35 protein-coding genes are annotated in these 26,479 nt (G+C 25.8%); 7 read left to right on the forward strand and 28 right to left on the reverse strand.

Going from position 1 to position 26,479, the window contains the following annotated elements; all coding sequences use genetic code 11:
* Positions 1-25: 25 nt before the first annotated feature.
* Genes CP965_RS04430 through CP965_RS04440 form a run of 3 tightly spaced genes read right to left on the reverse strand, consistent with a single transcriptional unit; the run spans position 26 to position 4,360 of the window.
* Positions 26-2,152 (reverse strand): ATP-binding protein, encoded by a 2,127-nt coding sequence (locus CP965_RS04430; protein WP_129060876.1) that lies wholly within the window; start codon positions 2,150-2,152, stop codon positions 26-28.
* Positions 2,145-3,251, reverse strand: coding sequence for an ABC transporter substrate-binding protein (locus CP965_RS04435; protein WP_129060877.1), 1,107 nt, complete (start codon positions 3,249-3,251; stop codon positions 2,145-2,147). The genes CP965_RS04430 and CP965_RS04435 overlap by 8 nt, the downstream gene beginning before the upstream one ends.
* On the reverse strand, positions 3,251-4,360 hold the full coding sequence (locus CP965_RS04440) for an ABC transporter substrate-binding protein (RefSeq protein ID WP_129060878.1): 1,110 nt from the start codon (positions 4,358-4,360) through the stop codon (positions 3,251-3,253). The genes CP965_RS04435 and CP965_RS04440 overlap by 1 nt, the downstream gene beginning before the upstream one ends.
* Positions 4,361-4,424: 64 nt before the next feature.
* Between CP965_RS04440 and CP965_RS04445 the strand changes: the two genes are divergently transcribed.
* Positions 4,425-4,991, forward strand: a complete 567-nt coding sequence (locus tag CP965_RS04445; RefSeq protein WP_129060879.1) for a ribonuclease HII — start codon at positions 4,425-4,427, stop codon at positions 4,989-4,991.
* On the opposite strand, the gene CP965_RS04450 is transcribed toward CP965_RS04445, so the two are convergent.
* On the reverse strand, positions 4,983-5,297 hold the full coding sequence (locus CP965_RS04450) for an MTH1187 family thiamine-binding protein (RefSeq protein WP_129060880.1): 315 nt from the start codon (positions 5,295-5,297) through the stop codon (positions 4,983-4,985). The genes CP965_RS04445 and CP965_RS04450 overlap by 9 nt on opposite strands.
* Before the next feature lie 114 nt (positions 5,298-5,411).
* Between CP965_RS04450 and CP965_RS04455 the strand changes: the two genes are divergently transcribed.
* Together CP965_RS04455 and CP965_RS04460 are read left to right on the forward strand one after the other, a co-directional pair.
* A complete protein-coding gene (locus tag CP965_RS04455) occupies positions 5,412-7,328 on the forward strand; it encodes an ankyrin repeat domain-containing protein (RefSeq protein WP_129060881.1) in 1,917 nt (638 codons plus the stop codon).
* Positions 7,329-7,415: 87 nt separating this feature from the next.
* Positions 7,416-7,754 carry a hypothetical protein gene (locus CP965_RS04460; RefSeq protein WP_129060882.1) on the forward strand — a complete coding sequence of 113 codons (339 nt, stop codon included), beginning with the start codon at positions 7,416-7,418 and terminating at the stop codon, positions 7,752-7,754.
* A gap of 27 nt (positions 7,755-7,781) precedes the next feature.
* Here the strand turns inward: CP965_RS04460 and CP965_RS04465 are convergent, their stop codons facing one another.
* The 6 genes from CP965_RS04465 to CP965_RS04490 all read right to left on the reverse strand — a co-directional run bounded on the left by CP965_RS04465 (position 7,782) and on the right by CP965_RS04490 (position 14,644).
* Positions 7,782-8,639, reverse strand: coding sequence for a bifunctional methionine sulfoxide reductase B/A protein (locus tag CP965_RS04465; protein WP_129060883.1), 858 nt, complete (start codon positions 8,637-8,639; stop codon positions 7,782-7,784).
* Positions 8,640-8,723: 84 nt separating this feature from the next.
* Positions 8,724-9,338 (reverse strand): fumarylacetoacetate hydrolase family protein, encoded by a 615-nt coding sequence (locus CP965_RS04470; protein WP_129060884.1) that lies wholly within the window; start codon positions 9,336-9,338, stop codon positions 8,724-8,726.
* Positions 9,339-9,384: 46 nt separating this feature from the next.
* Complete coding sequence (locus CP965_RS04475; RefSeq protein ID WP_129060885.1) at positions 9,385-10,242, reverse strand: tetratricopeptide repeat protein; 858 nt, start codon at positions 10,240-10,242, stop codon at positions 9,385-9,387.
* A gap of 9 nt (positions 10,243-10,251) precedes the next feature.
* The gene (locus CP965_RS04480; RefSeq protein ID WP_129060886.1) at positions 10,252-10,905 is read right to left on the reverse strand and encodes an NUDIX hydrolase; all 654 of its coding nucleotides are present in this window, start codon (positions 10,903-10,905) and stop codon (positions 10,252-10,254) included.
* A 19-nt stretch (positions 10,906-10,924) separates the two neighbouring features.
* Complete coding sequence (locus CP965_RS04485; RefSeq protein WP_228712673.1) at positions 10,925-13,528, reverse strand: ABC transporter substrate-binding protein; 2,604 nt, start codon at positions 13,526-13,528, stop codon at positions 10,925-10,927.
* 99 nt (positions 13,529-13,627) lie between these two features.
* Complete coding sequence (locus CP965_RS04490; RefSeq protein ID WP_129060887.1) at positions 13,628-14,644, reverse strand: YeiH family protein; 1,017 nt, start codon at positions 14,642-14,644, stop codon at positions 13,628-13,630.
* 98 nt (positions 14,645-14,742) lie between these two features.
* Here CP965_RS04490 and CP965_RS04495 point away from each other — a divergent pair, with 98 nt between their 5' ends.
* Together CP965_RS04495 and CP965_RS04500 are read left to right on the forward strand one after the other, a co-directional pair.
* On the forward strand, positions 14,743-15,621 hold the full coding sequence (locus CP965_RS04495) for a LysR family transcriptional regulator (protein ID WP_206732253.1): 879 nt from the start codon (positions 14,743-14,745) through the stop codon (positions 15,619-15,621).
* Between the two features lie 84 nt (positions 15,622-15,705).
* Positions 15,706-15,918 (forward strand): hypothetical protein, encoded by a 213-nt coding sequence (locus tag CP965_RS04500; RefSeq protein ID WP_129060888.1) that lies wholly within the window; start codon positions 15,706-15,708, stop codon positions 15,916-15,918.
* 43 nt (positions 15,919-15,961) lie between these two features.
* Here CP965_RS04500 and CP965_RS04505 read toward each other — a convergent pair whose 3' ends face one another.
* From CP965_RS04505 to CP965_RS04575, 16 genes are all read right to left on the reverse strand, one after another.
* Positions 15,962-17,047, reverse strand: coding sequence for an AAA family ATPase (locus tag CP965_RS04505; protein WP_129060889.1), 1,086 nt, complete (start codon positions 17,045-17,047; stop codon positions 15,962-15,964).
* A 103-nt stretch (positions 17,048-17,150) separates the two neighbouring features.
* Positions 17,151-17,498, reverse strand: coding sequence for a carboxymuconolactone decarboxylase family protein (locus CP965_RS04510; protein ID WP_129060890.1), 348 nt, complete (start codon positions 17,496-17,498; stop codon positions 17,151-17,153).
* 95 nt (positions 17,499-17,593) lie between these two features.
* Positions 17,594-18,013: a hypothetical protein gene (locus CP965_RS04515; protein ID WP_129060891.1), complete on the reverse strand. Its 420-nt coding sequence runs from the start codon at positions 18,011-18,013 to the stop codon at positions 17,594-17,596.
* Between the two features lie 205 nt (positions 18,014-18,218).
* A complete protein-coding gene (locus tag CP965_RS04520; protein ID WP_129060892.1) occupies positions 18,219-18,578 on the reverse strand; it encodes a VOC family protein in 360 nt (119 codons plus the stop codon).
* A 223-nt stretch (positions 18,579-18,801) separates the two neighbouring features.
* Positions 18,802-18,975: a DUF4062 domain-containing protein gene (locus tag CP965_RS04530; protein WP_129060894.1), complete on the reverse strand. Its 174-nt coding sequence runs from the start codon at positions 18,973-18,975 to the stop codon at positions 18,802-18,804.
* 124 nt (positions 18,976-19,099) lie between these two features.
* Entirely contained in the window at positions 19,100-19,840 is a 741-nt protein-coding gene (locus CP965_RS04535; RefSeq protein ID WP_129060895.1) for an alpha/beta fold hydrolase, read from the reverse strand.
* A gap of 205 nt (positions 19,841-20,045) precedes the next feature.
* A complete protein-coding gene (locus CP965_RS14495; RefSeq protein ID WP_129060896.1) occupies positions 20,046-20,192 on the reverse strand; it encodes an Ada metal-binding domain-containing protein in 147 nt (48 codons plus the stop codon).
* 2 nt (positions 20,193-20,194) lie between these two features.
* The gene (locus CP965_RS04545) at positions 20,195-20,710 is read right to left on the reverse strand and encodes a methylated-DNA--[protein]-cysteine S-methyltransferase (RefSeq protein ID WP_129060897.1); all 516 of its coding nucleotides are present in this window, start codon (positions 20,708-20,710) and stop codon (positions 20,195-20,197) included.
* Entirely contained in the window at positions 20,710-21,480 is a 771-nt protein-coding gene (locus CP965_RS04550; RefSeq protein ID WP_129060898.1) for an isocitrate lyase/PEP mutase family protein, read from the reverse strand. The genes CP965_RS04545 and CP965_RS04550 overlap by 1 nt, the downstream gene beginning before the upstream one ends.
* 57 nt (positions 21,481-21,537) lie before the next feature.
* On the reverse strand, positions 21,538-22,137 hold the full coding sequence (locus tag CP965_RS04555) for a Crp/Fnr family transcriptional regulator (protein ID WP_129060899.1): 600 nt from the start codon (positions 22,135-22,137) through the stop codon (positions 21,538-21,540).
* A 79-nt stretch (positions 22,138-22,216) separates the two neighbouring features.
* On the reverse strand, positions 22,217-22,711 hold the full coding sequence (locus CP965_RS04560) for an AAA family ATPase (protein ID WP_129061455.1): 495 nt from the start codon (positions 22,709-22,711) through the stop codon (positions 22,217-22,219).
* Between the two features lie 183 nt (positions 22,712-22,894).
* Positions 22,895-23,044, reverse strand: coding sequence for a hypothetical protein (locus CP965_RS14215; protein WP_206732254.1), 150 nt, complete (start codon positions 23,042-23,044; stop codon positions 22,895-22,897).
* 111 nt (positions 23,045-23,155) lie between these two features.
* On the reverse strand, positions 23,156-23,278 hold the full coding sequence (locus CP965_RS14435) for a hypothetical protein (protein WP_267285278.1): 123 nt from the start codon (positions 23,276-23,278) through the stop codon (positions 23,156-23,158).
* 90 nt (positions 23,279-23,368) lie between these two features.
* On the reverse strand, positions 23,369-23,503 hold the full coding sequence (locus CP965_RS14440) for a hypothetical protein (RefSeq protein WP_267285279.1): 135 nt from the start codon (positions 23,501-23,503) through the stop codon (positions 23,369-23,371).
* Positions 23,504-23,694: 191 nt separating this feature from the next.
* Positions 23,695-23,934 carry a hypothetical protein gene (locus CP965_RS04570; RefSeq protein ID WP_206732255.1) on the reverse strand — a complete coding sequence of 80 codons (240 nt, stop codon included), beginning with the start codon at positions 23,932-23,934 and terminating at the stop codon, positions 23,695-23,697.
* 131 nt (positions 23,935-24,065) lie between these two features.
* On the reverse strand, positions 24,066-24,281 hold the full coding sequence (locus CP965_RS04575; protein WP_129060901.1) for a hypothetical protein: 216 nt from the start codon (positions 24,279-24,281) through the stop codon (positions 24,066-24,068).
* Between the two features lie 96 nt (positions 24,282-24,377).
* On the opposite strand from CP965_RS04575, the gene CP965_RS04580 reads away from it, so the two are divergent.
* On the forward strand, positions 24,378-24,626 hold the full coding sequence (locus tag CP965_RS04580) for a helix-turn-helix domain-containing protein (protein WP_129060902.1): 249 nt from the start codon (positions 24,378-24,380) through the stop codon (positions 24,624-24,626).
* A 69-nt stretch (positions 24,627-24,695) separates the two neighbouring features.
* A complete protein-coding gene (locus CP965_RS04585) occupies positions 24,696-25,019 on the forward strand; it encodes a hypothetical protein (RefSeq protein ID WP_407646396.1) in 324 nt (107 codons plus the stop codon).
* Positions 25,020-25,411: 392 nt separating this feature from the next.
* Here CP965_RS04585 and CP965_RS04590 read toward each other — a convergent pair whose 3' ends face one another.
* Both CP965_RS04590 and CP965_RS04595 read right to left on the reverse strand, forming a co-directional pair.
* A complete protein-coding gene (locus CP965_RS04590) occupies positions 25,412-25,783 on the reverse strand; it encodes a hypothetical protein (protein ID WP_129060903.1) in 372 nt (123 codons plus the stop codon).
* 359 nt (positions 25,784-26,142) lie between these two features.
* Positions 26,143-26,460, reverse strand: a complete 318-nt coding sequence (locus CP965_RS04595) for an antibiotic biosynthesis monooxygenase family protein (RefSeq protein WP_129060904.1) — start codon at positions 26,458-26,460, stop codon at positions 26,143-26,145.
* Positions 26,461-26,479: the final 19 nt, after the last annotated feature.

Below are 26,479 nucleotides of genomic sequence, written 5' to 3' on the forward strand. Positions count from 1 at the left end.
CATATTTTGTCAAGAAATAAAGTCTTTATTCTAAAGGAAGTTCTATTTTAAAGCTCGCCCCTATATAAGTTTTTGAATCTATATGCATATTAATATTTTTTACACTCAAATTTCCATGCATATGATCAACAATAATTTGATGAGACATATAAAGACCTATACCTGTACCTTGTGACTTATGTTTAGTAGTAAAATATGGTTCAAATATTTTATCTACTATTTCACTAGGTATTCCACCGGCATTATCTTTTATTTCTAAAATAAATTTATTATTTTCTATGCTTTCCGTAATAAAAATAAATCTATCTGCTACTTTATTTGAGATAAAAGCATCTTTTGAATTATTTATTAGATTGATAATCACTTGTACAAACTCATTAGACAAACCTTCATAATAAAACTCTTCATCTAAATACTTTTTTGAAACTTCTATATCATAATTTTTTAAACTTGCATTTAGAATTTTTAAGGCTTGATCTACAATATCTTTTATTAAGAATTTCTCTGAATTTTTATCTGATTTAAAAAAATTCCTAAAGTCATCTATTGTTTTTGATAAAAATTGAGTATTGTCAACTATAATATCCATAGTTTCAACTATTCTATCATTATTTAATACACCAAACTCTTTTTCAAACTTGATTCCACTAGCACAAGTACTTATTGTATTTAAAGGTTGTCTCCATTGGTGAGCTATATTACCTATCATCTCCCCCATTGAAGCCATTTTACTTTGTTGAAAAAGTAGTTGATCTTTTTGTTTTAATTCTGTAATATCAATTACAGCAGTTAATCTTAATTCTTTTCCTTCAAATTCAATAATTTTTCCTTGAACTAAAGCTTGTAATCTTTTTCCATCAGGTCTGATTAATTCAACTTCGTAAGGTTGCGTATTTTTTATCAAATTTGATTTAACTAAATCATGATAATCTTCTTCAATAAAATCAAACATTTGTTTACCAATAAATTCTTTTTTTGATTCAGTGTTAAATAATTTTAAAGTAATATCATTTACATCAACAATTTTTCCATTTTTTGTAAGAACAATTGATTCCATGGTAGAATTAAATAAAGATTTAAAACTATGTAATGATTTTTCCAAATTATCTTCTCTTTTATCTATCTCAACTTGCATTTTATTAAAACTTTTTAATAAATTATTCAATTCCTTATAATGCAAATCATTCAATTCAACATTATAATGTCCATCAGCAATTTTAGAAGTTATAGTTTGAAGTTTATCAAAAGAGCTAAAAATATTTTTTGAAAGACGAATACTTAAAAATATCGATAATGCAATAAAAAAGAAAATAATTAAACCTATAGAAACAAGTAATGAGATTAAAGACTTCATTATAATATTATGATTATCTCTAACTAAAATACTCCAAGATGTTTTTTTTATTTTTGTATAAGCTCCAAATTGATTTGATTTTAAACTTAATGATTTAAAAATAGTTTGAGTAAAAGGCTTTTCTTTATTTATCAATTGAGTAAATACAGGAGAAGAACTTGCATTATATCTTTGTAAAACAAGATGTTTTGCATCAGGATTTATTATCATAACTCCACTTCCATCAAAAATTCTAATCATATGGCTATTATCTTGAGATTTAAACCTTTGTAAAAAATCTGACAATTCAGTTAATCTAATCATAATAACACCAATACTTTTTTCCATTTTAAAACTATAAGAAATTGTTGGTTCCTCATCAATTGAAGACAAAAATACATTACTCCAATAAGAGTTTAAATTATCTGTCAATTTTCTAAAGTAAACCTTATTTGAATAATCAAAGCCTTTATATATATTTAAATTAGAAATTGCGTGAAAGTCTTTAATTACACCTTCTTCACTTAAAATTAATACTGAAGAAATATTATTGTTTATTTCTACAATATTTTTAAGAAGCAAATTATTTCTATCATAATTTGAAGCAATATATTGAGCAATTTTTTCAATATTTATCAAGAGTTTATTTACTTCTTTATCAACTTGTTTTAAGACCTGATTCTGATTATGTTTTATAATTTCAATTTTTGAATTATATAAATTCCAAGCAGTTAAAATACCAACTACTATTATTAATGAGATTGAAAAGAAAATTAATACTTGAAAAATCTCTTTTTTTATACTTTTTACTTTAGTCATCTACTTTTTTAAACTCCCCATTAACCACTACAAAAGTGTTAAATTTTCTGCTTACATCTCCATTGTCATCAAAAATTATTTTTCCTTGTAAACCATCAAACTCTTTTTTTGCTAATATATTTTCTTTTATTTGAGTTTCTTTCCCCTTTTTTAACATTTCTATAATAATATTACTTAACTCATATGCCTTAGAAGCAAACATTGATGGATAAATACCATATTTATCTAAATATTTTTTTACGAAAGTTTTATATACTAAGTTATCTGCTTTTGCATTATAATCAATATTGAAAATAACTCCCTCTGATGATTTTCCAGCATTTTCTATAAAAGATGGTGTCATTGCCCACTCAGATGAAGCAATAGGGATAGATAGACCTTTTAATCTAAAATATTGAACAAGCCTTGCAGTATCTACAGAGTTTGCACAAATTAAAATCAAGTCTGGTTTTAGTTCATTTAGATTTTCAATAAGTTTAGTTAAATCATCATTACTACTTGCATAATTGATAAAAGAGTTTTCCTTTTTTAAGATAAGAGCTTTTTCTAAGTTTAACAAATAATCCATTGAATAAGTTTTATTATGGGGATCATAAATTCCATATATATTTTTGTAATTATTTTTAATTATATAGTTTGAAAAAGAATCAAATCTTTGAGTATTGTTTGCCACATGAACTCTGAAGAAATTGTCATCTATACCTGCAAATTCATTACTAGCTGAAGATGCTGAAATCATAAACATATCATTAACTTTATTAATTATTGACATAGAAACCTTTGACATAGAACTAGTTACATTCCCAATTATAATTTTAATATCATCTTCTATAAAAGCATTTATTATTTGTTTATTTAATTCTTCATTTTGTTTATCATCTTTAAATACTAATTCAATTTTTCTCCCATTTAATTCATAATTATTTTCTTCAAAAGCCAATAAAACACCATTTACCATAGCATTCCCTAAAACCGAATATTTTCCAGTTAAAGCTCCAACGAATCCAATTTTAATACTTTTTTCTTCTTTTAATTTACTAAATAAAAAGATGCAAACAAAAACTATTGTTAAGATTATTAAAAAATATATTTTTTTCATTATTTATCCTTTAATTCCTGATAAACGCCATTTTTTATAGTCATTAAAAAATAATCTCTTTGACTATCTCCATATTTATCAAAAATTATTTCACTTTGTAGTCCATTAAAATCTTTCATTTTTAATAAAGTTTCTTTAAAACTATCCAAATTGTCATTATTCTTTAAAACTTCAATAGTAATTTTTGCAGTTTCATATGCTTGTAATGCAAAAAGATCAGGAAAACTATCATACTTATTTTTATACTTATCTACAAAATCTAAATAAGATTTTTTTTGTGAATTACTATTAAAGGAACTTAAAAAAATCATTCCTTCAATATATTTTCCACCATTTTCTAAAAGAGTAGTACCTTTTTCCCAACTTGAACCAATTATTGGTTTATTTATACCATTTATTTTTAAATATTGAACTAGTTTTGAAGAATCCAAAGGTGTTCCAATTATAACTATTGCATCAATATTTTCTATTTTTTTAATATTTTCTAAAATGAAAGAAAAATTACTTGAAATTTCTTGAAGATCAAAAAATTTATTTCCACCTTTAGATATGAAAGATTTTTCAAAATTTTTTATATAATTTTTACTATAAGTGCTATTATTTGAGTCATAAATTGCATAAATATTTCTAATATTATTTTTAATTAAGTAATTTGATAGTTTGGTAAAACTTTCTGGAGACTGAGAAACATGTGTTCTTAAAAAGTTATCATCTTTTTTAGAAAAGCTATTACTACTTGCTGATGCAGAGAAGATTATAGGTTGATATTCATCATCAAAAAACTTTAAGGCAACATTAGTCATATAGCTAGTGCCACTACCTAAAATTAATTTAACATTATTTTGACGAAACTCTTCAATTGCAAGTTTTACATAAGCTTCTTCTTGCCTATCATCTTTTGAGATAATTTCAATTTCTTTACCATTTAATTCATAATCAATTTCTTCAAAAGCAAGCTTTGTCCCATTTAATAAAGAGTGTCCTACCTCAGAATATTTACCACTAAGACCAGCTAAAAATCCTATCTTAATTTTATCTTCATATAAACCTCTAAAAAGTAAAAAAACTAAAAAACTAAAAAAGAAAAAGGCTATAAATACTTTTTTCATATAGTTTCCTATTTTTTAATAAAGTTTTATTATACTACAAAATAATTTATATCTGGGAGTAAAGATGTTATGTGGAATTGATGAGGCAGGAAGAGGTCCTTTAGCTGGTCCTTTAGTTGTAGTTGGGGTAATTTTAAAAGAGAAGGTTGAAGGATTAAACGACTCAAAACAATTAAGTGAAAAAAAAAGAGAAAAACTATTTGATGAAATAAAACAGAAAAGTTTTTATCATGTTGTCTTTACTGACTCTAAAACTATTGATGAAAAAGGCTTAAGTGCTTGCTTAAAACTATCGATAAAAGAAATTATGGAAAACCTAAAAAAAGAAGCTAGTAGTTTTTTAATGGATGGAAATACTTCATTTGGAATACAAAATTTACAATATAAAATAAAAGCTGATGCAACAGTTGAAGAAGTAAGTGCTGCCTCAATTTTAGCCAAAGTCAGTCGAGATAATTATATGAAAGAAATTGCTTTAAAATTTCCTAAATATATTTTTGAAAAACATAAAGGTTATGGAACTAAAGCCCATATAGAGTTAATAAAAGAATATGGAAGATGTGAAGAACATCGAACTACTTTTAAAATAAAAGGAATAGACGATATTCTAAATCAAGATAGTTTATTTTGAAACAGAACCTATTTTGTTTTCTATAGATTCAACTTTAGTCTTAAGTCTATTTTTATGATTTTTTCTAATATCAAAAGTTAAAGTTGAATAAACTCTATTACATCCTGCTTTATCTAAAACATCATAACACTTTTGAATGATTTCTAAAGCTTGTGATAACTCTTTAGTTTCAATTATTGTTCCCATTGATGTCAATTGATAATCAAAGCCAGAATCTCTTATCACTTCTATTACTTGTGCAACATATTCACTTTTACTTTCACTTTGATCAGTTGGGAACATTGCCATTTCTAATAAAATACTCAACCTAAACTCCTTGTTTTATTATAAAAAATTTTAATTTATCATTTACTTATTTATTTTAAAGTGATTTTAGCTATTATTTATATAATTATAATATATCTAAAAAAGCACAAAAATATGTTAAAGAAATTAATAAAAAGTAATAAGCCTTCAAAAGAAAATTTAATAAACGCTCTATTAAACCCAGTTTTTAATCAAGAAGAAGTAGATTTTAATTATACTGAAGATATTAATCTAAATGAAAAAAATGAACAAAAAGAGTCTTTATTGCATATTAGTGCAAGAAATGCTTATTTAGAATCATTCAAATGGCTATTAAAGCAAGGACTTGGATTAGAGGACCAAACTTTAAATAAAGAAACACCCCTATTCTATGCGGTTAAATCAAATAATTATACAATGATGAAATTTCTTATTGAAGAAGGTGCTAATACAAATCATAAAAATATATATAATAGAACTGCTCTACAAGAAGCTGTAATAGAAGGGAATAAAACTTATAAACTTTTATTGGAAAATACTAATGATTTAAATAATAAAGACATTTATGGAAATAACTTAATATTTGATGCCGTTTCAAATGGTAGTAATGAAATTGTAAATAGCATTTTAAAAAATAAAAAAATAGACATTAATTGCATAAATAATGATAAAAACACTATTCTCCATAAAGAAAGTGTTTTAAAAAACCATGAACTTGCATTAAATTTGCTTGAAAATGGAGCCAATCCAACTTTAGTTGACAAAGATGGAAAAAACTTTTTATTTTATGCTATTTTAAACGGCATAGAAAATGAACTTATAATAGATAAAGCTATTGAATATGGTTGTGAAGTAAATTATAAAGACTTTGAAGAAAAAACTGTATTAAATCATGTAGTATCACTTTATTTAAAAGCAAGAAGAGATAATTCAAATGAAGATGAATCTTTTTTTAAACTTATTAAAAAACTAATTTCATATGATATCAATGTTAACAGTCTAGATAAGAAAGAAGAAACTGTTTTATTTGAGGCTATAAGAAGTGAAGACAATCAACTTATTAATCTTTTTCTTAATTTAAATGTATTTAATATAAATCATAAAAATATTGAAGGACAAACAATATTAAGTGAAGCCTGCTTTAAAGGTTTCGAAAATATAGAAATTATTGAAAAGCTATTATCTTTTGGAGCTGATGTAAATATAAGAGATAATGAAGACTCAACGATAATAGAAAAACTTATAGAATTAATTTTGCACTATCAAAATCAAAAAAAGATAGATTCAAAACTTTTATTGAAATCTCATATTGAACATAATTACTATGATTTATTAGAGTATTTATTAAAAAACACAAAAGTAGACTTAAAAAAATATAATTCAAAGAGTAAACCTTTATTTTTTGATGTAGTTTTATACTACAATTTTGAATTATTTAAGTTGTTAAAATATTATGGAATAAATATCAATCAAAAAGATTTAGAACATTGTAATGTAATATTTTATTTAATTAAAAATGCTCATACTGAAAACCCTAAAAAACAAAAACTTTATTTAACAACTTTACAAAATTTGATTAACTTAGGAGTAAATATTAATGAAAAAGATGAAAATGGTGCTAGTGCATTGCATATAGCAATACTGGATAAAGGAATATATACAGTAAAACTTTTACTAAATGCAAAACCAAACTATAAAGCAACGGATAATAAAGGACGTACTATCATTCACAATGTAGTATGGAAAGATTGTTCAAGAACTTTTAGGTTAATCAACTCTTATGATAATACAATAGTAAACAAAGCAGATACTTTTGGAATACTTCCCATAAATTATGCAGCCTTTATGGGTAAATATGATTTAGTAATAACAATGCTTGATGAATATGCACATATAAATAATACAAACAAAATAGATAAAAAAATGTTAGAATTCTTTAAAAAATACCACAAAAATATTTTAACTTTGCCAGAACATGCAAAAAATGCAGTTGATGAAAAAAATTTAAAACTCCTAAAAGAAACTATGAAAAAAGAATTTTTCATTATTTAATAGAAAAAGTCCATATTATATATATTTTTTAATAATTATTTACATATTTTTTGTTAATATAAATTTATTTTATAAAAAGGAAAAAATATGCATTTAGAAGTATCTCCAGAAGTTTTACTTTCTCAACTAGGTTACTCAAAAAGTGACACATCTTTACAACAGGCTCAATTTGTTATTTCACAAACAAAAGATTTTAATAAGTTTTCAAAACATTTAATTAGTTTAAATGATCACTTAAAGAAAATGAATGCTTATGTTGGACTTTCAAATTCAACAAAATACTTAAAAATCAAATGTGATGAAAATGATGCTGATGAAATATTAGAAGAATTTCATGATGAAGTTAAACATTGGGCAGAGAAATATAATATTAAACTTGAAAAACTAGATGGTAAAGAAGTATATTATATTTTAGGTACTTTATAAAAATAAAATAGAGAGAATTTCTCTATTTTATTTGAAAACTTTTCGATAAGAATGACAATAAGGTGTTTTTCCTGTTTTTTCATAATATTTCTGATGAAAATCTTCTGCTTCATAAAACTTGCAAGCCTCATGAAGAGAAGTAGCTACTTTATAATTCATATCTTCTAATTCATCTATCAATTCTAAAGCCGCACTTTTTTGTTTTTCATCTAAATAAAAAATTGCAGATAAATATTGACTTCCTATATCCGGTCCTTGTCCATCAGTTTGAGTAAAGTCATGGATTTCAAAAAAAAGTTTTGTTAATTCTTTAAAAGATATTTTACATTCATCATACTCTACTTTTACCGCTTCTAAATGTCCTGTTGTTCCTGTACAAACTGCTTGATAAGTAGGGTTATCTAAATGTCCTCCCATATATCCAGAAACTACATTATGAACACCCTCTAAACTATTAAAAAAGTATTCCACTCCCCAAAAACAACCTGCTGCAAAATAAGCAACAGCATGTTCCTTACAATTACAATTCTTACTTTCAAATTTTAATGAAATAGAATTAACACAATGCCTAGTGTCTTTAGAAGTAAATCCTTCTCCTTCAAAAACATGTCCTAAGTGGGCATTACAATTTGCACAAAGAATTTCTACTCTTCTTCCATCTGCATCTAAGACTCTTTTTATCGAATTTGGGATTTCATCATCAAAACTAGGCCATCCACAACCTGAAGAAAACTTATCATCAGATTTATATAAAGCAGCATTACACTTCTTACAGCGATAAATACCTTCTTCATAAAAATCATTATATTTCCCACTAAAAGGTCGTTCTGTTCCTTTATTTTCTATGACATAAGCCTCTTCTTCGGTTAATTCATTATATTTCATATCAAAACCTCTTTAATGTTTTATAAAATGATTCTAGCTAAAAGAGAAATATCTTTAAATTAAAAATATAAATAATTTTTACTTTTAATTTACTTTAAATCTTTCTTCTATTAAAAGTTCATTTTTATAAAAAACTTTTCCCAAGAAAATATCACCTTTATTAAATGAGCCAACACCTTTAGGAGTTCCACTCATTAGAATATCTCCATCTTCAAAATCACAAAAAGATAAAACTTCAGTGATAATCTCTTTAGGTTTATTAATCATCAATTTAGCAGAAGCTTTTTGTTTAAGTTCATCATTTATATATAGTTCTAGTTCTAATTCAGACTCATCACCAGAAAAACTTATAAACTTAGAAAAAACAGCTGAATTTCTAAAAGCTTTTGCTCTTTCCCAAGGCAAACCTTTTTCTTTCAATTTACTTTGAACATCACGTAAAGTTAAGTCTAAACCAAAAGCAACTGCTGAAATTTTATTTTCTTCTATTAAAAAAGAAAGCTCTGCTTCATAATGACAAGAATTACTATTTGAAGGGAAAACTATTTTATCAGATATTGAAGAATTTGGCTTAAAGAAAAAAACCATAGAATCAGGAGTTTCATTGTTTAACTCTTTAATATGTTCTGTATAATTTCTTCCAATACATACTACTTTTGAAGGGTAAAGCTCTTTATTATTAATTATTATTGATTTCACTATAATATCCTTTAACTATTTGGACGACCATCTAAATTGATAGTCACTATTCTTTTATTTTATTTTCTAATATATAAAATCTTTTTTTTGAATAATCATCTCCAGCTTTAATATACCAAACTTTTGCCTTTTCTAAATCTTTTTTTATTCCAAAACCTTTTTCATAAAGATATCCTAACCAAGACATTGAATATTTATCACCTTTTTGAGCTGCTTTTAAAAATAAATCATAAGCTTTGTTATAATCTTTTTCTACACCGTATCCATTTGCATATAAATAAGCTATTTGAGAAAGACCATAAGCATCACCTTTTTTCATAGTTTTTTCATACCAATATTTTGCTTTATTAAAATCTTTTTCTACACCATAACCATATTGATAATAATAGGCAAGTTGGTTCTCAGCAAGAGTATCACCTTGAAAAGCAGCTTTCTTGTAGTATTCAAAAGCCTTATTTACATCTTTTTTAACGCTCTTCCCTTTATCATATAAATTAGCCATTTCCCTTTGTGCTATTGCATCATTTGAATTAGCAGCCTTTTCTAACCAATAAAAAGCCTCTTCATAGTCTTTAAATTGCAAGTAATTTAATCCTAATTCTCTTTGAGAATATACATCCCCTGCTTTTGCAGCACTTAAATACCAAGTTGTAGCTTTTGCTTGATTTTTTGGTACAATTTGTCCAACATTGTAATAGTAAGCTACCCAACTTTGAGCAACAATATCACCTTCATTAGCTTTCTCTTTATAGCAATCAAATCTTCTAAAATCCTCAGGATATATTTTACAATCCTCTATTTCACCATATTTCTTATTTTGTTTTGATACATTTTGACCATTATTTGCTACACAACCAGCAAATAATAAAACTAAAAACAAAGATACTAATATTACTTTTTTCACTATTTCCTCCTAATATTTTTTTAACAAGTCATTTACAATTACAGCTGTTAATCCCCAAATAACATCTTTTTTATATTCATATACCCAAACTTTATGCTTTTTATGTCCCCAAGGTTTATGGTACATTTTAGGTAGATTTAACTCTTCAACAGGAAAATGTATTTCTTTCTTACCCTCTTCATCTATAGAGAATGGATGTACTTCATACTTTAAAGTATATTCAGTTGGTGGATTTTTTTTAAAAAACTCAATAGGTATTAATAAAGTTTTTTCAACTTCATTTTTATCAATCTTCATTGTTTTTAATGTTTTTTTCTTAATTATTCCAATAAAAGGTTCTACTAAAGCTCCAATAGGTGCAACATAAGTATCTAGCTGCCCTATTATTTTTATATTTTTACTTTTAATACCCAATTCTTCTTCGGTCTCTCTTAAAGCAGTTTCTTTAAAATCTTTATCTTTTTTCTCATATCTTCCACCAGGGAAGCATATATCTCCACCTTGTCTAATATGGGCTGCTCTTTTTTGAAAAAGTAAATAATACTTTTTATCGATTTTAATAAGTGGAATTAATACAGCAGAATTAAAAAACCTATCTCTTGCCATTACATTTGGTGTCAGAGGTAGATTTTTTATAAGTTTTTTAAATTCTTTTTTATTCATGATTTATTTTATTTAAAATTTACTTCATTGGTAATTTGACAATAAACTCTGCTCCATCAAACTCTTCATTATCATACTGAAAAGTCTGATTTGAAACAAAAATTTCGCCTTTCATATGTTTTGTAATAATTTCTTGACACATAAATAAGCCTATTCCTGTTCCTTGAAATTGATGTTTTGTAGTAAAGTATGGTTCAAATATTTTATCAATACTATCCCTTGGAATTCCACCTGCATTATCTTTTATAGAAAGAAATAAAATATCTTTTTCTACTTTTGTTGATATAAAAACGTATCTTTTTTCAATTTGCCTTTCAATAAAAGCATCTTTAGAATTACTTAAAATATTCATAATAACTTGGATTAATTCACTTTCATAGTTGATTAGTTTAACATCATTTATATTTTTTATAATTTTTATTTTTCCAATATGCAAATTATAATCAAAAATATTTAAAGTTTTGGTAATAGTATCTTGAATAAAAAAGACTCTTTTAGCTTCATTTGGTTTAAAGAAATGCATAAAATCATCAATTGTTGTTGATAAATATACTGAAGTTTCTACAATTTTATCCAAAGTCTCATCTAACATTTTGGAGTCGATTTTTCCATCCATTTCTTTTTGAAGCTTTAAACCACTTGCTCCTGTAGAAATAATAGATAAAGGTTGTCTCCACTGATGGGCAATATTCTGAAGCATCTCACCAATTGCAGCCATTTTTGATTGTTTTGTTAAAAGAGCATCTTTTTTTATGTTTTTTTCAACTTCATTTTTTACTCTATTTTCTAGTTCTTGATTCATTATCTGTAATTCTCTTGTTTTTTCTTCTACTCTTTTTTGAAGAGTATTATTAACTCTTTTTAGTAAAGACTGTCGGTAAAAGAAAATTGCAAGAATAACAATAAATCCTAAAATTACTTTAGATAAAGTATCATAATCAAACTCTTTTTTATACTCTATTGCTACCCATTTTTTTAATAATCTATCTTTATCCTCTTGTTTTATACTTCTAACAGCTTTCTGCAAAACACTACTTAAAAAAAGATTTTCTTTATTTATTGCTAATGATAAAGGAATTACCTCATCAAGTTTTCCTGCAATTTTTAAATCAGAATAATTTAACTCATGAATTTTAATCCATGAGGTATGTAAAAAATCAATATGAGCAAAAACCTCTTTATCTCTTACTTTTTTAATTCCTTCATCTAAATCTTTTACATTTATAAAAGTTAATTTAGGATACTTTTCTCTTAATATTTTATTAAAAGAATAACTTTCATAAATACTTAGTTTCTTACCTTTTAGCATTTTTATACTATCTATAAAACTAGTTTCATTTCTTCCAATTAAGGCTAAAGAGGTTTCTAAAAAAGGCTCAGTAAAAGTTAAATAATCTACTCTTCTTTTGGTTTCTTGTGCAGAAGCTAAAATATCACATTTTGATTCTTTTAGAAATTTCAAAGATTCAGCCATATTAGTAGTTTTTACTAAATCAAATTTCAAACTCGTTTTTTCAGAAATAAGATTCATATAATCAGAAACATATCCATCAAATTTTTCATTTTCAATAAAACTATAAGGTTTTATATTAGGAATAATACACATTTTTATATTTGAACTTTTTTCAATATACTCTTTTTCTGTATTTGTTAAATTTATATTTTCATAGAACTTTTCGTAAAGTACGAATTTATCTAAATCAATTTTTTTAGGAGTTAAACCCATAATATTGTATAAATCATAAATTCTTTGCATTTTTTCAGGTTTTATTTTTCCTAACTCTTCAGTATTTGAGTATGATAATTTTTTTAAAACTTCTGCTTCAAAAAGTAATTCTTCTTTAGATAGATTTTGAGAGTTGTATTTTTTTAAAAGAATTTCCACGCTTTCTTCCATATTAGAATATGCATATTCCCATCCTTTTAAAGCTGCATGTTTAAAAGACAAAGCTGTCTGAATATCATTTTCAATCATATCTTTGTTTGTAAATAAAAAGTCACTATACATATCAAAACCATAGTTTTTCGGATCAAAAGTTTTATAATCAATTTTCATTTTATCTAATGTATAAGGTGCTTTTGAAAGATATCCTGAAATAATATCTACTTTTCCTTCTATTAAATCCAATATATTATGAGTATGTTTAATAAAATTTAACTCTTCGATTTTAATATTTTTTGATTGAATCATTGACTTTATAGATACTTCACTAGAATCATCTATTGTTGTCATTATCTTTTTATCTTTAAAGTCTTCAATACTATTTATATTTAAATCATCTTTGGCAAATAAAACTAATGGAGATTCTTGAAATAAAGCATATAAAGCTACAATATTTTTACCTGCAACTTTTTGTAAGATTAAAGTTTCTCTATCAATTCCAAAATCTGCTCTTTTTTCATCTACTTCAGTAGGAACACTAATACCAAATGTAAATGGTTTAATTTCTACATCTAAACCATAATCTTTAAAAAAGCCTTTTTCCTTTGCAATATAATATCCAGCAAATTGGAATTGATCAAACCATGAAAGTTGAAGACTTACTTTTTTTAAATCTTTAGCTTGTAAAAAAGTAATATAAAAGAGAAAAAGAAAAAGTATTTTAAATAGTCTATTTAGCAAATTAGCCCTTTGTATTTATCTAGGGCTAATTATATAAAATAATTTAAAGATTTTAACTTAAGCATAATTATAAAATTATTTTTTAGTTATTTTATTTTATTAATAAGTTAAATACTTCACTAAAAAATATCCTGCAATCAATAACCATAAAAATAATATTGTTGCTAAAGCAATAGGTTTAAACCCTGTTTGTTTTATACTTCTTAAGTCTGTTTTCAATCCTAAAGCCATCATTGCCATTGCTAAAAGAAAAGTATCAATTTCATTTATCTGAATTATTATATTCGTAGGAATAAAAGAAAAAGAATTAAAAACTGCAACCAAAATAAAAAATACCGCAAACCAAGGTATAGTTATTTTACCTTTTTTATCTGCTTTTTTACTATTCATTAAAAATAAAGAAATTAAAATCAAAAATGGTGCTAATAACATTACTCTTAACATCTTAACCACAATTGAGTTTTCTGAAATAACTTCATTATTAAAACTATTTCCAGCTCCTACAACATGAGCAACTTCATGTAAAGTACCACCAATATATAAGGCTTTTGCATTTTCACTTAAACTTATAAAATCCATTTTTAATAAATAAGGATATAAAAACATAGAAATAGTTCCAAATAAAACCACAGTAGAAACTGCAATAGCACTCTTATAGGGTTTGTTTTTTAAAACTCCTTCTGTAGCTAAAACAGCAGCAGCTCCACAAATTGCACTTCCTGCACTTGTTAAAATAGTAATTTCTCTATCTAATTTAAGTATTTTTGTTCCTATAAAATATCCTAAAACAAAAGTTGAAAAAACAACTGTTATACTTACAATAACTCCATCTAAACCAATATTTAAAATATCATTAAAAGTTAATCTAAAGCCATAAAAAACAATTGCCATTCGAAGAATCTCTTTTGTACAAAAAGCAATTGCTTTATCAAACTTTTGTGGTAATTTTATTTTTAAGATATTTGTTATTATCATTCCTAATAAAATTGAAACAATTAGTAAAGAAAATCCTATATTTTTAAATATTTCAAAACTAGATATAAATTTTGCTATTAAAGTTAACATAGAAATTAGTATTAAGGCTATATAAAAGTTTTTATCTTTGAATTTTGTCATAAATAACTCTCCTTTTGTGAAATTATAGTAACTTACTATACATTTGTAAAATTAATTATTTTTGTTATAATCATAAATAAAATTTATAAGGAATTTTTATGATAAGCTTTAAAGAGTTAGATATATTTTTTAAATTGTGTGAAGAAACAAACCTATCAAATATAGCTAAGAAACAGAATATGACTCAAGCTGCAATATCAATAAGTTTAAATAGCTTAGAAAAAAAACTAGGGGAGAAACTCTTTGATAGAATTGGAAGAAAACTTATTTTAAATGAAAGAGGAAGATTATTCAAAGAAAAAGCATATACTCCTTTTTTAGACTTAATTCATGCAAAAGAGAGTTTCTTTTCTGATAAACTACAAGGAAATCTAAAAATTGCAGCAAGTAAAACTTTTAATAGTATAAACCTTTCTCAATGTATTTATAAATTTATTTCAAAACATAATATACATATTACAAAACACTCAATAAATACTAAAGAAATTTTAGACTCTATTTTAGATTCTTCTATAGATATAGGCTTTGTGGAAAGTGATTTTAATGAGGCAAATATTATAAAAGAAAAAGTTGCTGATGACTCTTTAATAATTGTAAGTTCAAATAAAGAATTAACTAAAAAAGAGTATTTTATTGACCAACTTTATAAATATAATTGGCTTTTAAGAGAAAAAGGTTCTGCTACAAGAGAAGTTTTTCTAAGTAAAGTAAAATATCAAGATGAGCTAAATATTACCATGGAAGTTTCAAACTTTGAAGAGATAAAAAATATATTACTTGAAAATAAAGAAACAATAACTTGTATTTCTAAGCTTGCAGTTAAAAAAGAGCTTGAAGAAAAGAGTTTATTTGAAATCAAAATAAAAAACTTGAAATTTGATAGAGAATTATTTATGGTTTATCATAAAAACAAATATAAAAGTAAACTTTTTTTAGAGTTTACTAAGTATATAAAAAAGTGTTTTTTCAACAATTAAAGGTTACAAAATGGTAACACAATTTTTTATCAAATATAAGTAATAACTTGTCATTATTTCATCAATTTTAACAAAAGGATTTTTATGACATTTATTCCAACATCAATTGAACTTTTACAAGCAATAAAAGCTAATAATGCAACAAAAGCTGAAGAGGTTATTTTATACTCTGACACAAGAAGAGATTTAATAATCGAACATACAACAGAACATGGAAGAGATTCATTGCTAAATCTTTTACCACAATTTAAAAGTCAAGGTCTTGTTTTCAATATAAAAACATTATTAGACATTTAATCTAAGGAATAAAAGGAGGAACTTTTTTCCTTGATTATACTTTTTATATACGCTCAATCCACAGTTCTAAGCTTCTATCAGGGATAAAATACTTATCGGCATCTTTATCAATAAACTCTTTTGCAAAAAGTGAATTTATAGATGACTGTAAGGTTTGTTTCTTTATATTATATTCACTTAAAACTTCACTGACAAAAAAACCACTTTTGTATTTGCCAACAATTTTTAAAGCAATTTTTTGATTGTTATTTAAACTATCATAAATAATTCTAAAACTTGCCTCTTTTGATGATATTATTTCATTTAAAAGTTCATCAATATTTTCTTCAGTAATATTCTGAACCTTATAAACATATAATAAATGTAATAAATTTTGAATAAGTTTTGTTTCTCCATTAGCTTTTTCATAAATATAGTTTATATTTTCTTTAGAAACTTTCAAATACTTTTTTGAATAGTCATAAATATCTGCTACTTTTAAAGCTTGTAATTCAAAATGATTTGCTAACTCATATAATGGAGCCTTATATTCAAATAAAGATGTCAAAAGATGTCTTTTGGAACCTAAGAATATATAAGAAATATTTTTTCTATTTTGAATAAAAGTTCTAAGATAAGCATCTAATTTTATATCTTTTATAGTTGCAACTTGTTGAAACTCATCTATTGCTAAAACAATTTGTTTAGTTTTTGCTAATTCATTTAAAGAGTTAAAAAAGTCTTCCATCATCTGTTCAAAACTAAGAGTTGCAATAACTGGCTTTATGCTATATTTTAAAGTAGTTGGATCAATAGTAGGTTCTACTCTTACTCTTTTAAATAAAGATGTCAAAGTTTTAATAGCAGCTTTTAAATCACTTTCTTGAGAGTTTGATAAAGCTTTTAGTAAAGAATAAGCAAAGTCTTCCTTTGAAGTCATATCAAAAATATCAACATAAATACAAAGATAGTCTTTAAAATGTTTTTCTATAAAATTACTAATTAGAGAGCTTTTTCCCATACGCCTTTTTGAGTGAATCAAAATATTGTTTGAGTACTTTACAGTTTTTTCTAATTCTTTTAATTCTTTATCTCTTCCAAAGAAGCACTTGTTATCTGAAATTTTATCATAAGGAAAAGGAGAGAACATTATAAAACCTTAGTATTTATTTTTAGATACTTCTAGTATAGTTAAATTATTTTACAAAGTCAATACCAAAAGTATTTAATAATAAATACTTTTGGTATTTTTATTATATACCTTTTTCTTGAAATTGACTAAGTGCTTGCATTGCCTCAATTCCATAAACCACTGAAGGACCACCACCCATAAGAATAGAAACAGAAACTGTTTCAGCAATTTCTTCTTTACTAGCTCCTGCTTTCATTGCATCATGCACGTGAAATGATATGCAACCATCACATCTTACTGTTATAGCAATACCTAAAGCTATTAACTCTTTTGTTTTAGAATCTAAGGCATTTGATTTTAAACTAGCTCCATGTAAAGACTGAAAACCTTGCATAACTTCAGGCATTTCTAGACCTAATTTTTTCATCCAGCTTGTTAATTCTTCGTAATGTTCAGGGAAATTTTTCATATTTTTATCCTATTAAATGATTTATTATAAACTTAATTATTCTATATAGTTTATACTTAATTAAAGTTGATAAATAATCTTTTTAAATATAAATTTTACTTATATAAAGTTTCGCTTTTTCTTTTACAAAAGAATAGAACAATACTATAAATAAAAACTAAGTATAGTACTACTGGAATAAATCCCATAAATGCAGAAATAAGTAAAAACCCATACAACCAATCAGTTATATATTGAAAAAAAGGAATAATATAACTAGTTCCAGTCATAGTTCCTTCATTCCAACCACTTGTATTCATCAAAAAGCTAATATTGGTCAAAACGATTAAGAAAAAAGCAATTTTACAAGAATGTTTATTTTTTTTAAAAAGAAAACTTATAAAAAAAGCTAAAAAACAATTTATAGTAAAGATTGACAACATTGCTTTTGTGTCACTTGTATAATCTCCACTTACTAATAAAAGAATATTATAGAATACTCCTATGAAAAAAACTATTTTAAAAAATAAATTCAAGGTAAATCTCTTTATTTTAATATGGTGTTGCTTTAAATGTAGAACCAACTACATTTGATATAAAAATAATATCACAGATATTCTTATCCCCGTTCACTAAATGCTAGTTTAAGCCCAAGTGCCGCAAAGCTCATTGCAAAGAATTTTTGGATAAAAATACTTGCCTTTCATGATGTTTAATATTTTTAAATCAACTTAATATTTATTATACACCTTTGTCTGACCAGACAGCAAATTCATTACCACTAGGGTCACTAAAATGAAATCTATAACCACCAGGAAAATGAAATATTGCTTTAACAATAGAACCACCAGCATTTTCTATTTTTGATTGAGTAGCTTTTAAATCATTACTATAAAAAATAATTAAAGCACTTCCTTCTGCTGTTGACATAGATAAATCTGATTTGTAAAATCCTCCATCTATTCCTTCATCTGAAAATGCAATATATTCATCTCCAAAATCCATAAATGCCCAGTCAAAGACTTTTGTAAAAAAATCTTTTGTAATTTGGAGATTTTTAGCAGGTAATTCTATATAATTTATTTTTTCATGTATATTCATTTAGTTATCCTTTTTCTTTCTTAATCATCTTTCTTGCCAATTAAAGAAGGCAAGAAAATATACAACAAAGAGAACGTAGCAATTATAGCTACACTAGCCAAAAATGACCAAAAAGACGAAAATCCCTTCTCACTAATAACAATAAATACAAACACTGCTCCACAAACAATTGCAAGTAGAAAAATTGAAAATACAAGAAGGCGCAAAAAGTTGATAAGATACTTCATTGCAGTTTTTCAATCAAATTAATAGTAAAGGTTTTGAACTGCTGAGAATTCTTCCCAAATTGTTCAATATCAAGAAGATTAATGTCATATTTTGATGGTAATTGCCAAATTTCTTTTCGCTGTTCTTTTAAGTCTATATATGTAGATGAAATAAAAACGCTTTTTTTCATAAATAACCTTTTTTAAGTGATAGATTATATATAAAAGTACTTTGATCTGTCAACATAAAATAAGTCACCAAACAATATTTATAAATTTGAATCACTAAGTAAGTATTGGAACTGATTTACCTTATTAACTAATTTTTATTTCATTCACAATGTTTCGTATAGCCATGATTACTTTATCTGGTTCTGTGATTTGAGGAAAGTGACCACTCTCATGACAGATGTATTGGATAGAGTGTGATGATAAGTCCATTAATTTAGCTTGAAATTCTTTATGTACTTGAAAAGCTTCTTCTGGAACAAATGGCATTTTCTTTGTACCTGACACTACAGCAATAGGAATATTGGGGAAATGTCCGGCTGCTGAAATTTGTGCTATTGTTTCTTCAACTTGTTCATCTTCCGAATATTTATATTTGTCAAATAGCTTTTCCATTGATTTGAGACCCTCATTAAAAGCATTAACAACAAATGGAGGAATATTCTTCTTCTGTTCAATCACTTCAGAGGGGTAAGGTGAGTCAACAAAAACTATACCTGACACTTCATCTGGGTAAACACGAGAATACAAATTAGCAAGTAGTCCACCGAAAGAATGAGCAACCAATATATAAGGTGGTCTTAATCTCAAGTTATAAAATAATGAACGCATTTCGCTAAGGATAGTATTTCCATCTTGAGATTCAGTTGCTTTCTTAGACCTACCAACACCTCTTCTATTAAATAAAAACACACTATTTTCCAATGCAAGCTCTGGGTACACTTTATCCCAACTTTTAAATGGCATTCTAAAACCATTTAAAAATACGATACTTATCGAGCCATTATCAATTCGGTGATATTCAAGATTTATATTGTTTATTGACATCCGTATCCTTTTTTATTTGGCTAACCTTGAACTTGAAACAAGAGTATTTTTCATGAGATTGTTCAAATTTACTTTTTTTATTTTACTAAATAAAACTTCAAACTACTACAAGTATACCTTTGTTTCTTCCAAAGTTATGTTATAAGTTCATGGCTTACAGACCTTACAAGCTCTAAATCCATTTTCAATAGCTTAAACTCTTGTATCATGAAATAGTACATTTTTTTAAGGACTTTTTTACCTTACAAAATGGTAAACAAAATATCCCAGTTAATTTTACTATTGTATAAAATAGACTATCATATTTTGTATCTTTTTGCCCAATAATTTGATATTTTCCTTGATTTATCATTTCTAACCCACAAATAAATTTTGTTCTAATTTTAGCAATTTTTTTTTAAGTGCTAATCCACCACCATATCCTATAAGTTCTCCATTACTTCCAATGATACGATGACAAGGAATAATTAAGCCTATGGAGTTTGCACCATTAGCACTTGCTACGGCTCTTACTGCCTTTTCATTATCTATATTTTTTGCTAATTGTAAATATGTTGAAGTTGTACCATATGGAACTTTCATTAAAGCATCCCAAACACTCTTTTGAAAATTAGTACCAGTAGTTATAATTGGTATATCAAACTCTTTTCGTTGCATATCAAAATATTCATCAATTTGCTTTCTTGTCTCTTGTAATATATCATCATCTTGCTCTACAAACTTGGCATCAAAACCTTTTTTTAATCTATTGTCTACAGTTGTTCTCATTTTTCTATATTTAAAATCCAATAAGCAAAGTTTGTTTTCAAATGAGCCTAATATGAAATGTGCATATTTGGTTTTGTAGTATTGTATATTAATTTTATTCATTAAAATAAACTTTGAAATGAGTTATCTTTAGTTATTGTTTCTAATTTATTTTCAAAATTTTCTATAAGTTTATTGTATATAAATGGTCCTTGACTTACCCTTTTTACTCCTGCATTTTCCAATACATCAAAAGAGTCTAAATCAGGCATTGTCATTACATTAAGGGGTAAATTTATATTTTGTGTAATTGTTTTAATATCTTCAATATTAACTATACAAGGTACAAAAATACCATCAACCCCTATGTCTTCATAAAGTTTAATTCTTTCTAAAGTATTTTCAAGTGGATTTTCTAAGCCCATAATAAAATTATCAGTTCGTACATTTATAAATATATCAATATTTTTTTCCTTTAGGCTATCTACAATCTCTTTTAATATTTGTGCAAATCTATCTTTATCCACAATTTCTCTTATCCCGTTTTCTACTACAGAATCTTCTATATTGATACCAACTACACCAATATCATAAAGGGAAATAATATTTTCAATAATTTTGTTGATATCACGGCTATATCCTGCTTCAATATCAACACTAAGAGGTACATTTACTTTAGAGATGATTTGTTTTACTATTTTATATAACTCTTCAAAGCTCATCTCCTCACCATCTTCATAACCCAAGCTTTTGGCAATTGCAAAACTTGAAGTACCGATAGCTTTATAGCCTTGTTTTTCGAATATCAATGCATTATTTAAGTCCCAAACATTACCAATATGTAAAATTTCTTTAGAAACATGTAATTCTCTAAATTGTTGTGTTTTTGTCATGTCATACTCCTTTATGTTATTTTAGAGTATTGTATTAAAAAATAAAATCTATTTCATTCACCTAGATTCATTTTTACGAAGTTTACTTAAAGTTTGAGGAGCAACTCCTAAAAATGTGGCTATATGGTATGACTTTACTTTTTTAAAAATATTTGGGTATTCGTCAAGTAGTCTTTTGTATCTCTCCTCAACATTTTCACTCATCAAAGATATAACTCTTTTATAGGTAGAACTAAAATAAGTATCATGTAACCAAACTCTGGCTACATGTTCCCATTTTTTATCTGCATTTTTCAAAAACTCATCCATATCTCTTAAACTAATAACATAAAATATACAGTCTTCCAAAGCTTCAAAATGTAACATAGAAGCATCATTTTCATAATAACTTACACTGTCATCCATAAAGTGGTTTAATCCATATTTACTTTTACCTCTAAAATATATTTGCCAAGTAAAATCTTTGCCATTTATATCTGTAAAATAGGATCGTGCCAATCCTCTTTTAATAAAATAAAAATCACTGAAAATATCTCCTGCATTTGAAATAATTGTACCTTTCTTAACTTCTACTTTTTTAAATCTTGAAGTTAATTCATCCCATTCGTTTTCAGCTATATTTATATGTTTTGTGATTAGTTTTTTTAAATATCTCATGAGTGCCTTTTTTGTAATTATAACGATTGAATTGAGAAATAGTTTACCCTCAGGGTAATTTATTGTCTCCACTGATTTGTTATACATTTGCTTCAATAATTATATTAAATCCTTCGCTTTTCGATGGAGCTTCAAAATATTGTGTAACATGATTAAATACTTCTTCATTATCAAATTGTGCTCTATGAGGTTGTTGATCTCTTCGTTTAGCAATTTGGACTAAACACTGCTCATCACTTAAGTCTAGAAAGATAAGCTCATGATTACACTTTACCTCATTACATAGTTGTTTGAACCATTGTCTTTGTTTTTTTGTATTTGCAGGGAAATCCATAACTACATTTGTACCTGTATTTAAAATCTGTTCTACATGTGACTTCACAAAAGGTTTAATCAGCATGGAGAATTTTATAAAATCATCAAAAGAGTTTATTTGATTTGGATAATGAGCTTCCAGCCAATCATCTTCTGAAAGAAGTACTGCATTTTTCTCAAGTGATATGGTTTTTGATTTTGTAGTTTTTCCAGCTCCCATTTTTCCACAAAAAAAAGTGAGTGTTCCTTTTTGGTTCATTAATTCTTCCTTTAGTGTATAACGTTTGTCGTGATCGTATTTGTTATATCTTTCTCTCTTTCCAATAGTTCGGTTATGAAGTTGCATAACAGCTAAAATAATAATTTCATCATCTCTTTGAAAATAAATTATGCCAAATGGAAATCTGTTAGTTAAGCATCTTCTTATTTCTCCATCTAGTTTTTACCAAGCAGCAAGATATTCTAAAATTTGTTGGATTGTTTTTTGAACTTCATATGCAAATTCAACACCGAGTCCATCTTTACACTCTTGATAATAATCAACAAAAGCATTTAGTTCTAGTTCGGCATCTGGATGAAAAGAGTAAGCCATTTATGAGTTAAGTCTTTGAGAGATTTTTTTGAAAACTTCATTTCCATCAACCAACGTAACGGAATTTGACTCGATTTCTTATTTTCTTTTATTTGCTTCTTTTATCCAAAGTTAATCTATATCATTATTTAAAGGCGTAATACTAGCTAATATTTTGTCAACAATTTTAGTTTTCAAATCTATTGGTAAAATATCTATCTCATTAAAAAGTTCATCTTCTTTTAAAGCTGTCATAGTAAACTCCAATATTCAAATATACATTATTTTAGCAAAATGATGTATATTTTATCATTAAATAAAACTATTAAACAATTTTTAGTGTGATTATAAAAAAGTATGTCTTTTAATTTTCTTATTATCAAACCAGATGTAAGTTGCCGAATCATCATCAATCTCTTCAATTGTCATTATTTCAGTAGTAGCTTTTAACTGAACTGTATTTCCGCCTTTAAAACTCATTTTACACCTTTATTTAAATTTACCAATTTACTTTCATAAATAGGCATATTCAAAATTGAGGGAAATATTCAGCTTTAGATATAACTATTTATTGAATATAACGGATAAAAAACTACTTGTTAGAATAAGGGATAACATAAAATAGTGCCTGACACCTTTTTTCTAAAATAAATCTTTCTTTTTTAGAATTATTAACTGATTATTTCATTTAAAATATTATCTACTATAACTGGTGTTTCAAGATAAGTAATCTCTGGTTCTGAACCATATTTTTCACGAACAAATTCTTTCCAACTTTCAGTATAAACGGCTTCTGCATCTTCACGAGACTCCCAAAGATAAATTCCACCAACAGAATGACCTTCATCAAAAATAACATAACACTTTCGAATCAATCCAGATAGTTTTTTATAATTTGGTGCCGTACTCAAAAATATATCTTTTGCCTCAGCCTGAGAAATAGGACTAGGTAACTTAAATTTAGTGATAGATGTAATCATTCACTCCTCCTTAAGTAATTAATATTTTATATAAAAAAGTACTTATGTGTCAAATACATTAATCAACCATTTTTTTCAATTTTATCTATTTTTTTTTCAATAATTTTAATTGTATTTCCAATATTTTTTAAGATTTGTTCTTTTTGCTCAGTAGGAATACTTTCTGATAGTAAATATTTGATTACATTTAATGTTGTTTCAACAAGTATTAGGTCTTCTTGAAGATTATTTTTATAATTTTCAATTCTATCTATTGATATTTTTATTTTATCTTTCATCAACACTCCCTTAATTAAATAATTATGCTCTATAGAACATTTATAAAGAATCATATCTACTATAAACTTATAAATAAATTACCTATAGGACATATTATGAATACAACTAACTTTTCAAATGAAGAAATTGAAGTTTTTTATAAAAGAATTGGAGATAATGTAAGAAAATATCGAAAAGAAAAGAATTTTACTCAAATGCAATTAGCCTTAGCAATTGGTCATAACTCTGTTGGGTATGTAGCAAAAGCGGAACTATACAAATATGGAAAACACTTCAATCTAGAACAACTATACAAAATATCTAAAGTGTTAGATATAAAATTGAGTATGTTGATAGATGACTAATCTTTTAAATTATTAATTACTTAAAATAGTGCCTGACACCTTTTTAGACACCTTTTTAGACACCTTTTTATTGGTCTCAATTATGAAGTTTCATCATTCCCATGGTCTGCTTCTGGACGTGCATTAGCAGCAGATGTTGCAGATGCTGGTATGACAAAACTTATCTTCGATAAAGATACTCACCAACTAATTGGTGGAGCAATCGTAGGAGATAACGCAGGGGAGCTATTAGGAGAAATCTCACTAGCTCTAGAGATGGATTGTGATGCAGAAGATATAGGACTTACAATTCACGCTCACCCAACACTACACGAGTCTGTAGGTATGTGTGCAGAGATATTCCATGGGAGTATTACTGATTTACCAAATGCAAAGGCTGTTAAGAAAAAATAGTTTTAAACTGTTAAAATATTTGAATAAAACCCATCTTCTTTATTTGAAGGTGGGTTTTTTATACAAAAATATCTAAATTTGTTGTGTTTACAGAATCTTTATATTTCAGTGTAGAGTCATCAAGTCCTAGTGCTTTTTCCAATTGCTTAATTAATTTTGATTTATCATCTTTATATAAATAACTTTCAATACTAGCTATAAATTTTTTTTCAAAATCTTTGTCAGTTTTTAATCTTTCATATAATTTATTAAAATCTACACTTTCTACTTCTTTTTCTAGTGTAAAATTTAATTGAAGCTCTTTTTGTATATTTACACTTTTTTCATAGTAGCTAGTATGAAAAGCAATTCTGCTAACTCTTGTTTGGCCTTCTCTTGTGTAGTTTTCATCATCATATGCTAAATGTTGTAGTATAGTCTACTTGTGCATATATATTATAATAATGTGTTCTTCCATTGCCATTATATACATCGAAGCTATCTTGAGAAGCAGATGTTATGGTAAAATCACCTGAGCCATCTTCCCCATTTTTGAAGTTTTCAATTATATCTGAAACTTTTCTTATGCCATTTACAGCATTTTTTAACCAAGGATATTCTTTTAATTGTTCTTTTGTTGGTTCATATTCTTTTCGTTGATTATCTACTTCTGCAATAGCAGAGTTTATTTTATTTACAGTTTCTTCATCAAGTTTTTGCGCCTTGGGTAAAGTTAATATCTCTTTAAAAGAATTTAATACATTATTTGAAGAATCTACTATCATATGAATCCTTTTTAAACTACTAATAAGAATTGTATTACTTATTTTATTAATAATGGTTTAAGTTATATGCAATTTAATGTTAATATTAAGGGTGCTTCTTAAAATGATACTGATGCAAAAGATATTTGATTTACAATTCATACTAATTTAATATTATATGAGTTTGTTGTAGGTATGTGTGTGGAGATATTTTACGGAAGTATTTAATGTCAAGGCTGTTAAGAATAAATATTTTTTAGGCTATTTTAAAAAAAATTAAAAACTTCTTTATTTTTTGAAGGTGGGTAACGTTTGACTTGAAAAATAGTTGTACCCGCAGGGTCAACTATTTTTCTCCAATAATTTGTTATATACTTTTGTTAAAATTCATAGTCTTTTTCAACTTTTGCGATTCTAACTTTGTATTGTTTGTACCAAATTTCCTTACCCTGTTTTTGAGCTTCTTGATGTTCTAGATTCTTTTTCCAATTTTGGATTGATTTTTCATTTTTCCAATATGAAACTGTAATTCCTAGATCTTCTCTTGCAGATTCAAATCCAAGAAATCCATCTTGCTGAGATACTAATTCAACCATTTTATCGGACATTTTACTATATCCTTTGTCTTCATCAATTTTTATCGATGTAAATATCACTGCATAATATGGTGGTTTTGGTGTATCACTTATATTTGACATTTGTCAATTTCCTTTTAAA

The organism is Halarcobacter mediterraneus, assembly GCF_004116625.1.
Lineage (GTDB): Bacteria > Campylobacterota > Campylobacteria > Campylobacterales > Arcobacteraceae > Halarcobacter > Halarcobacter mediterraneus.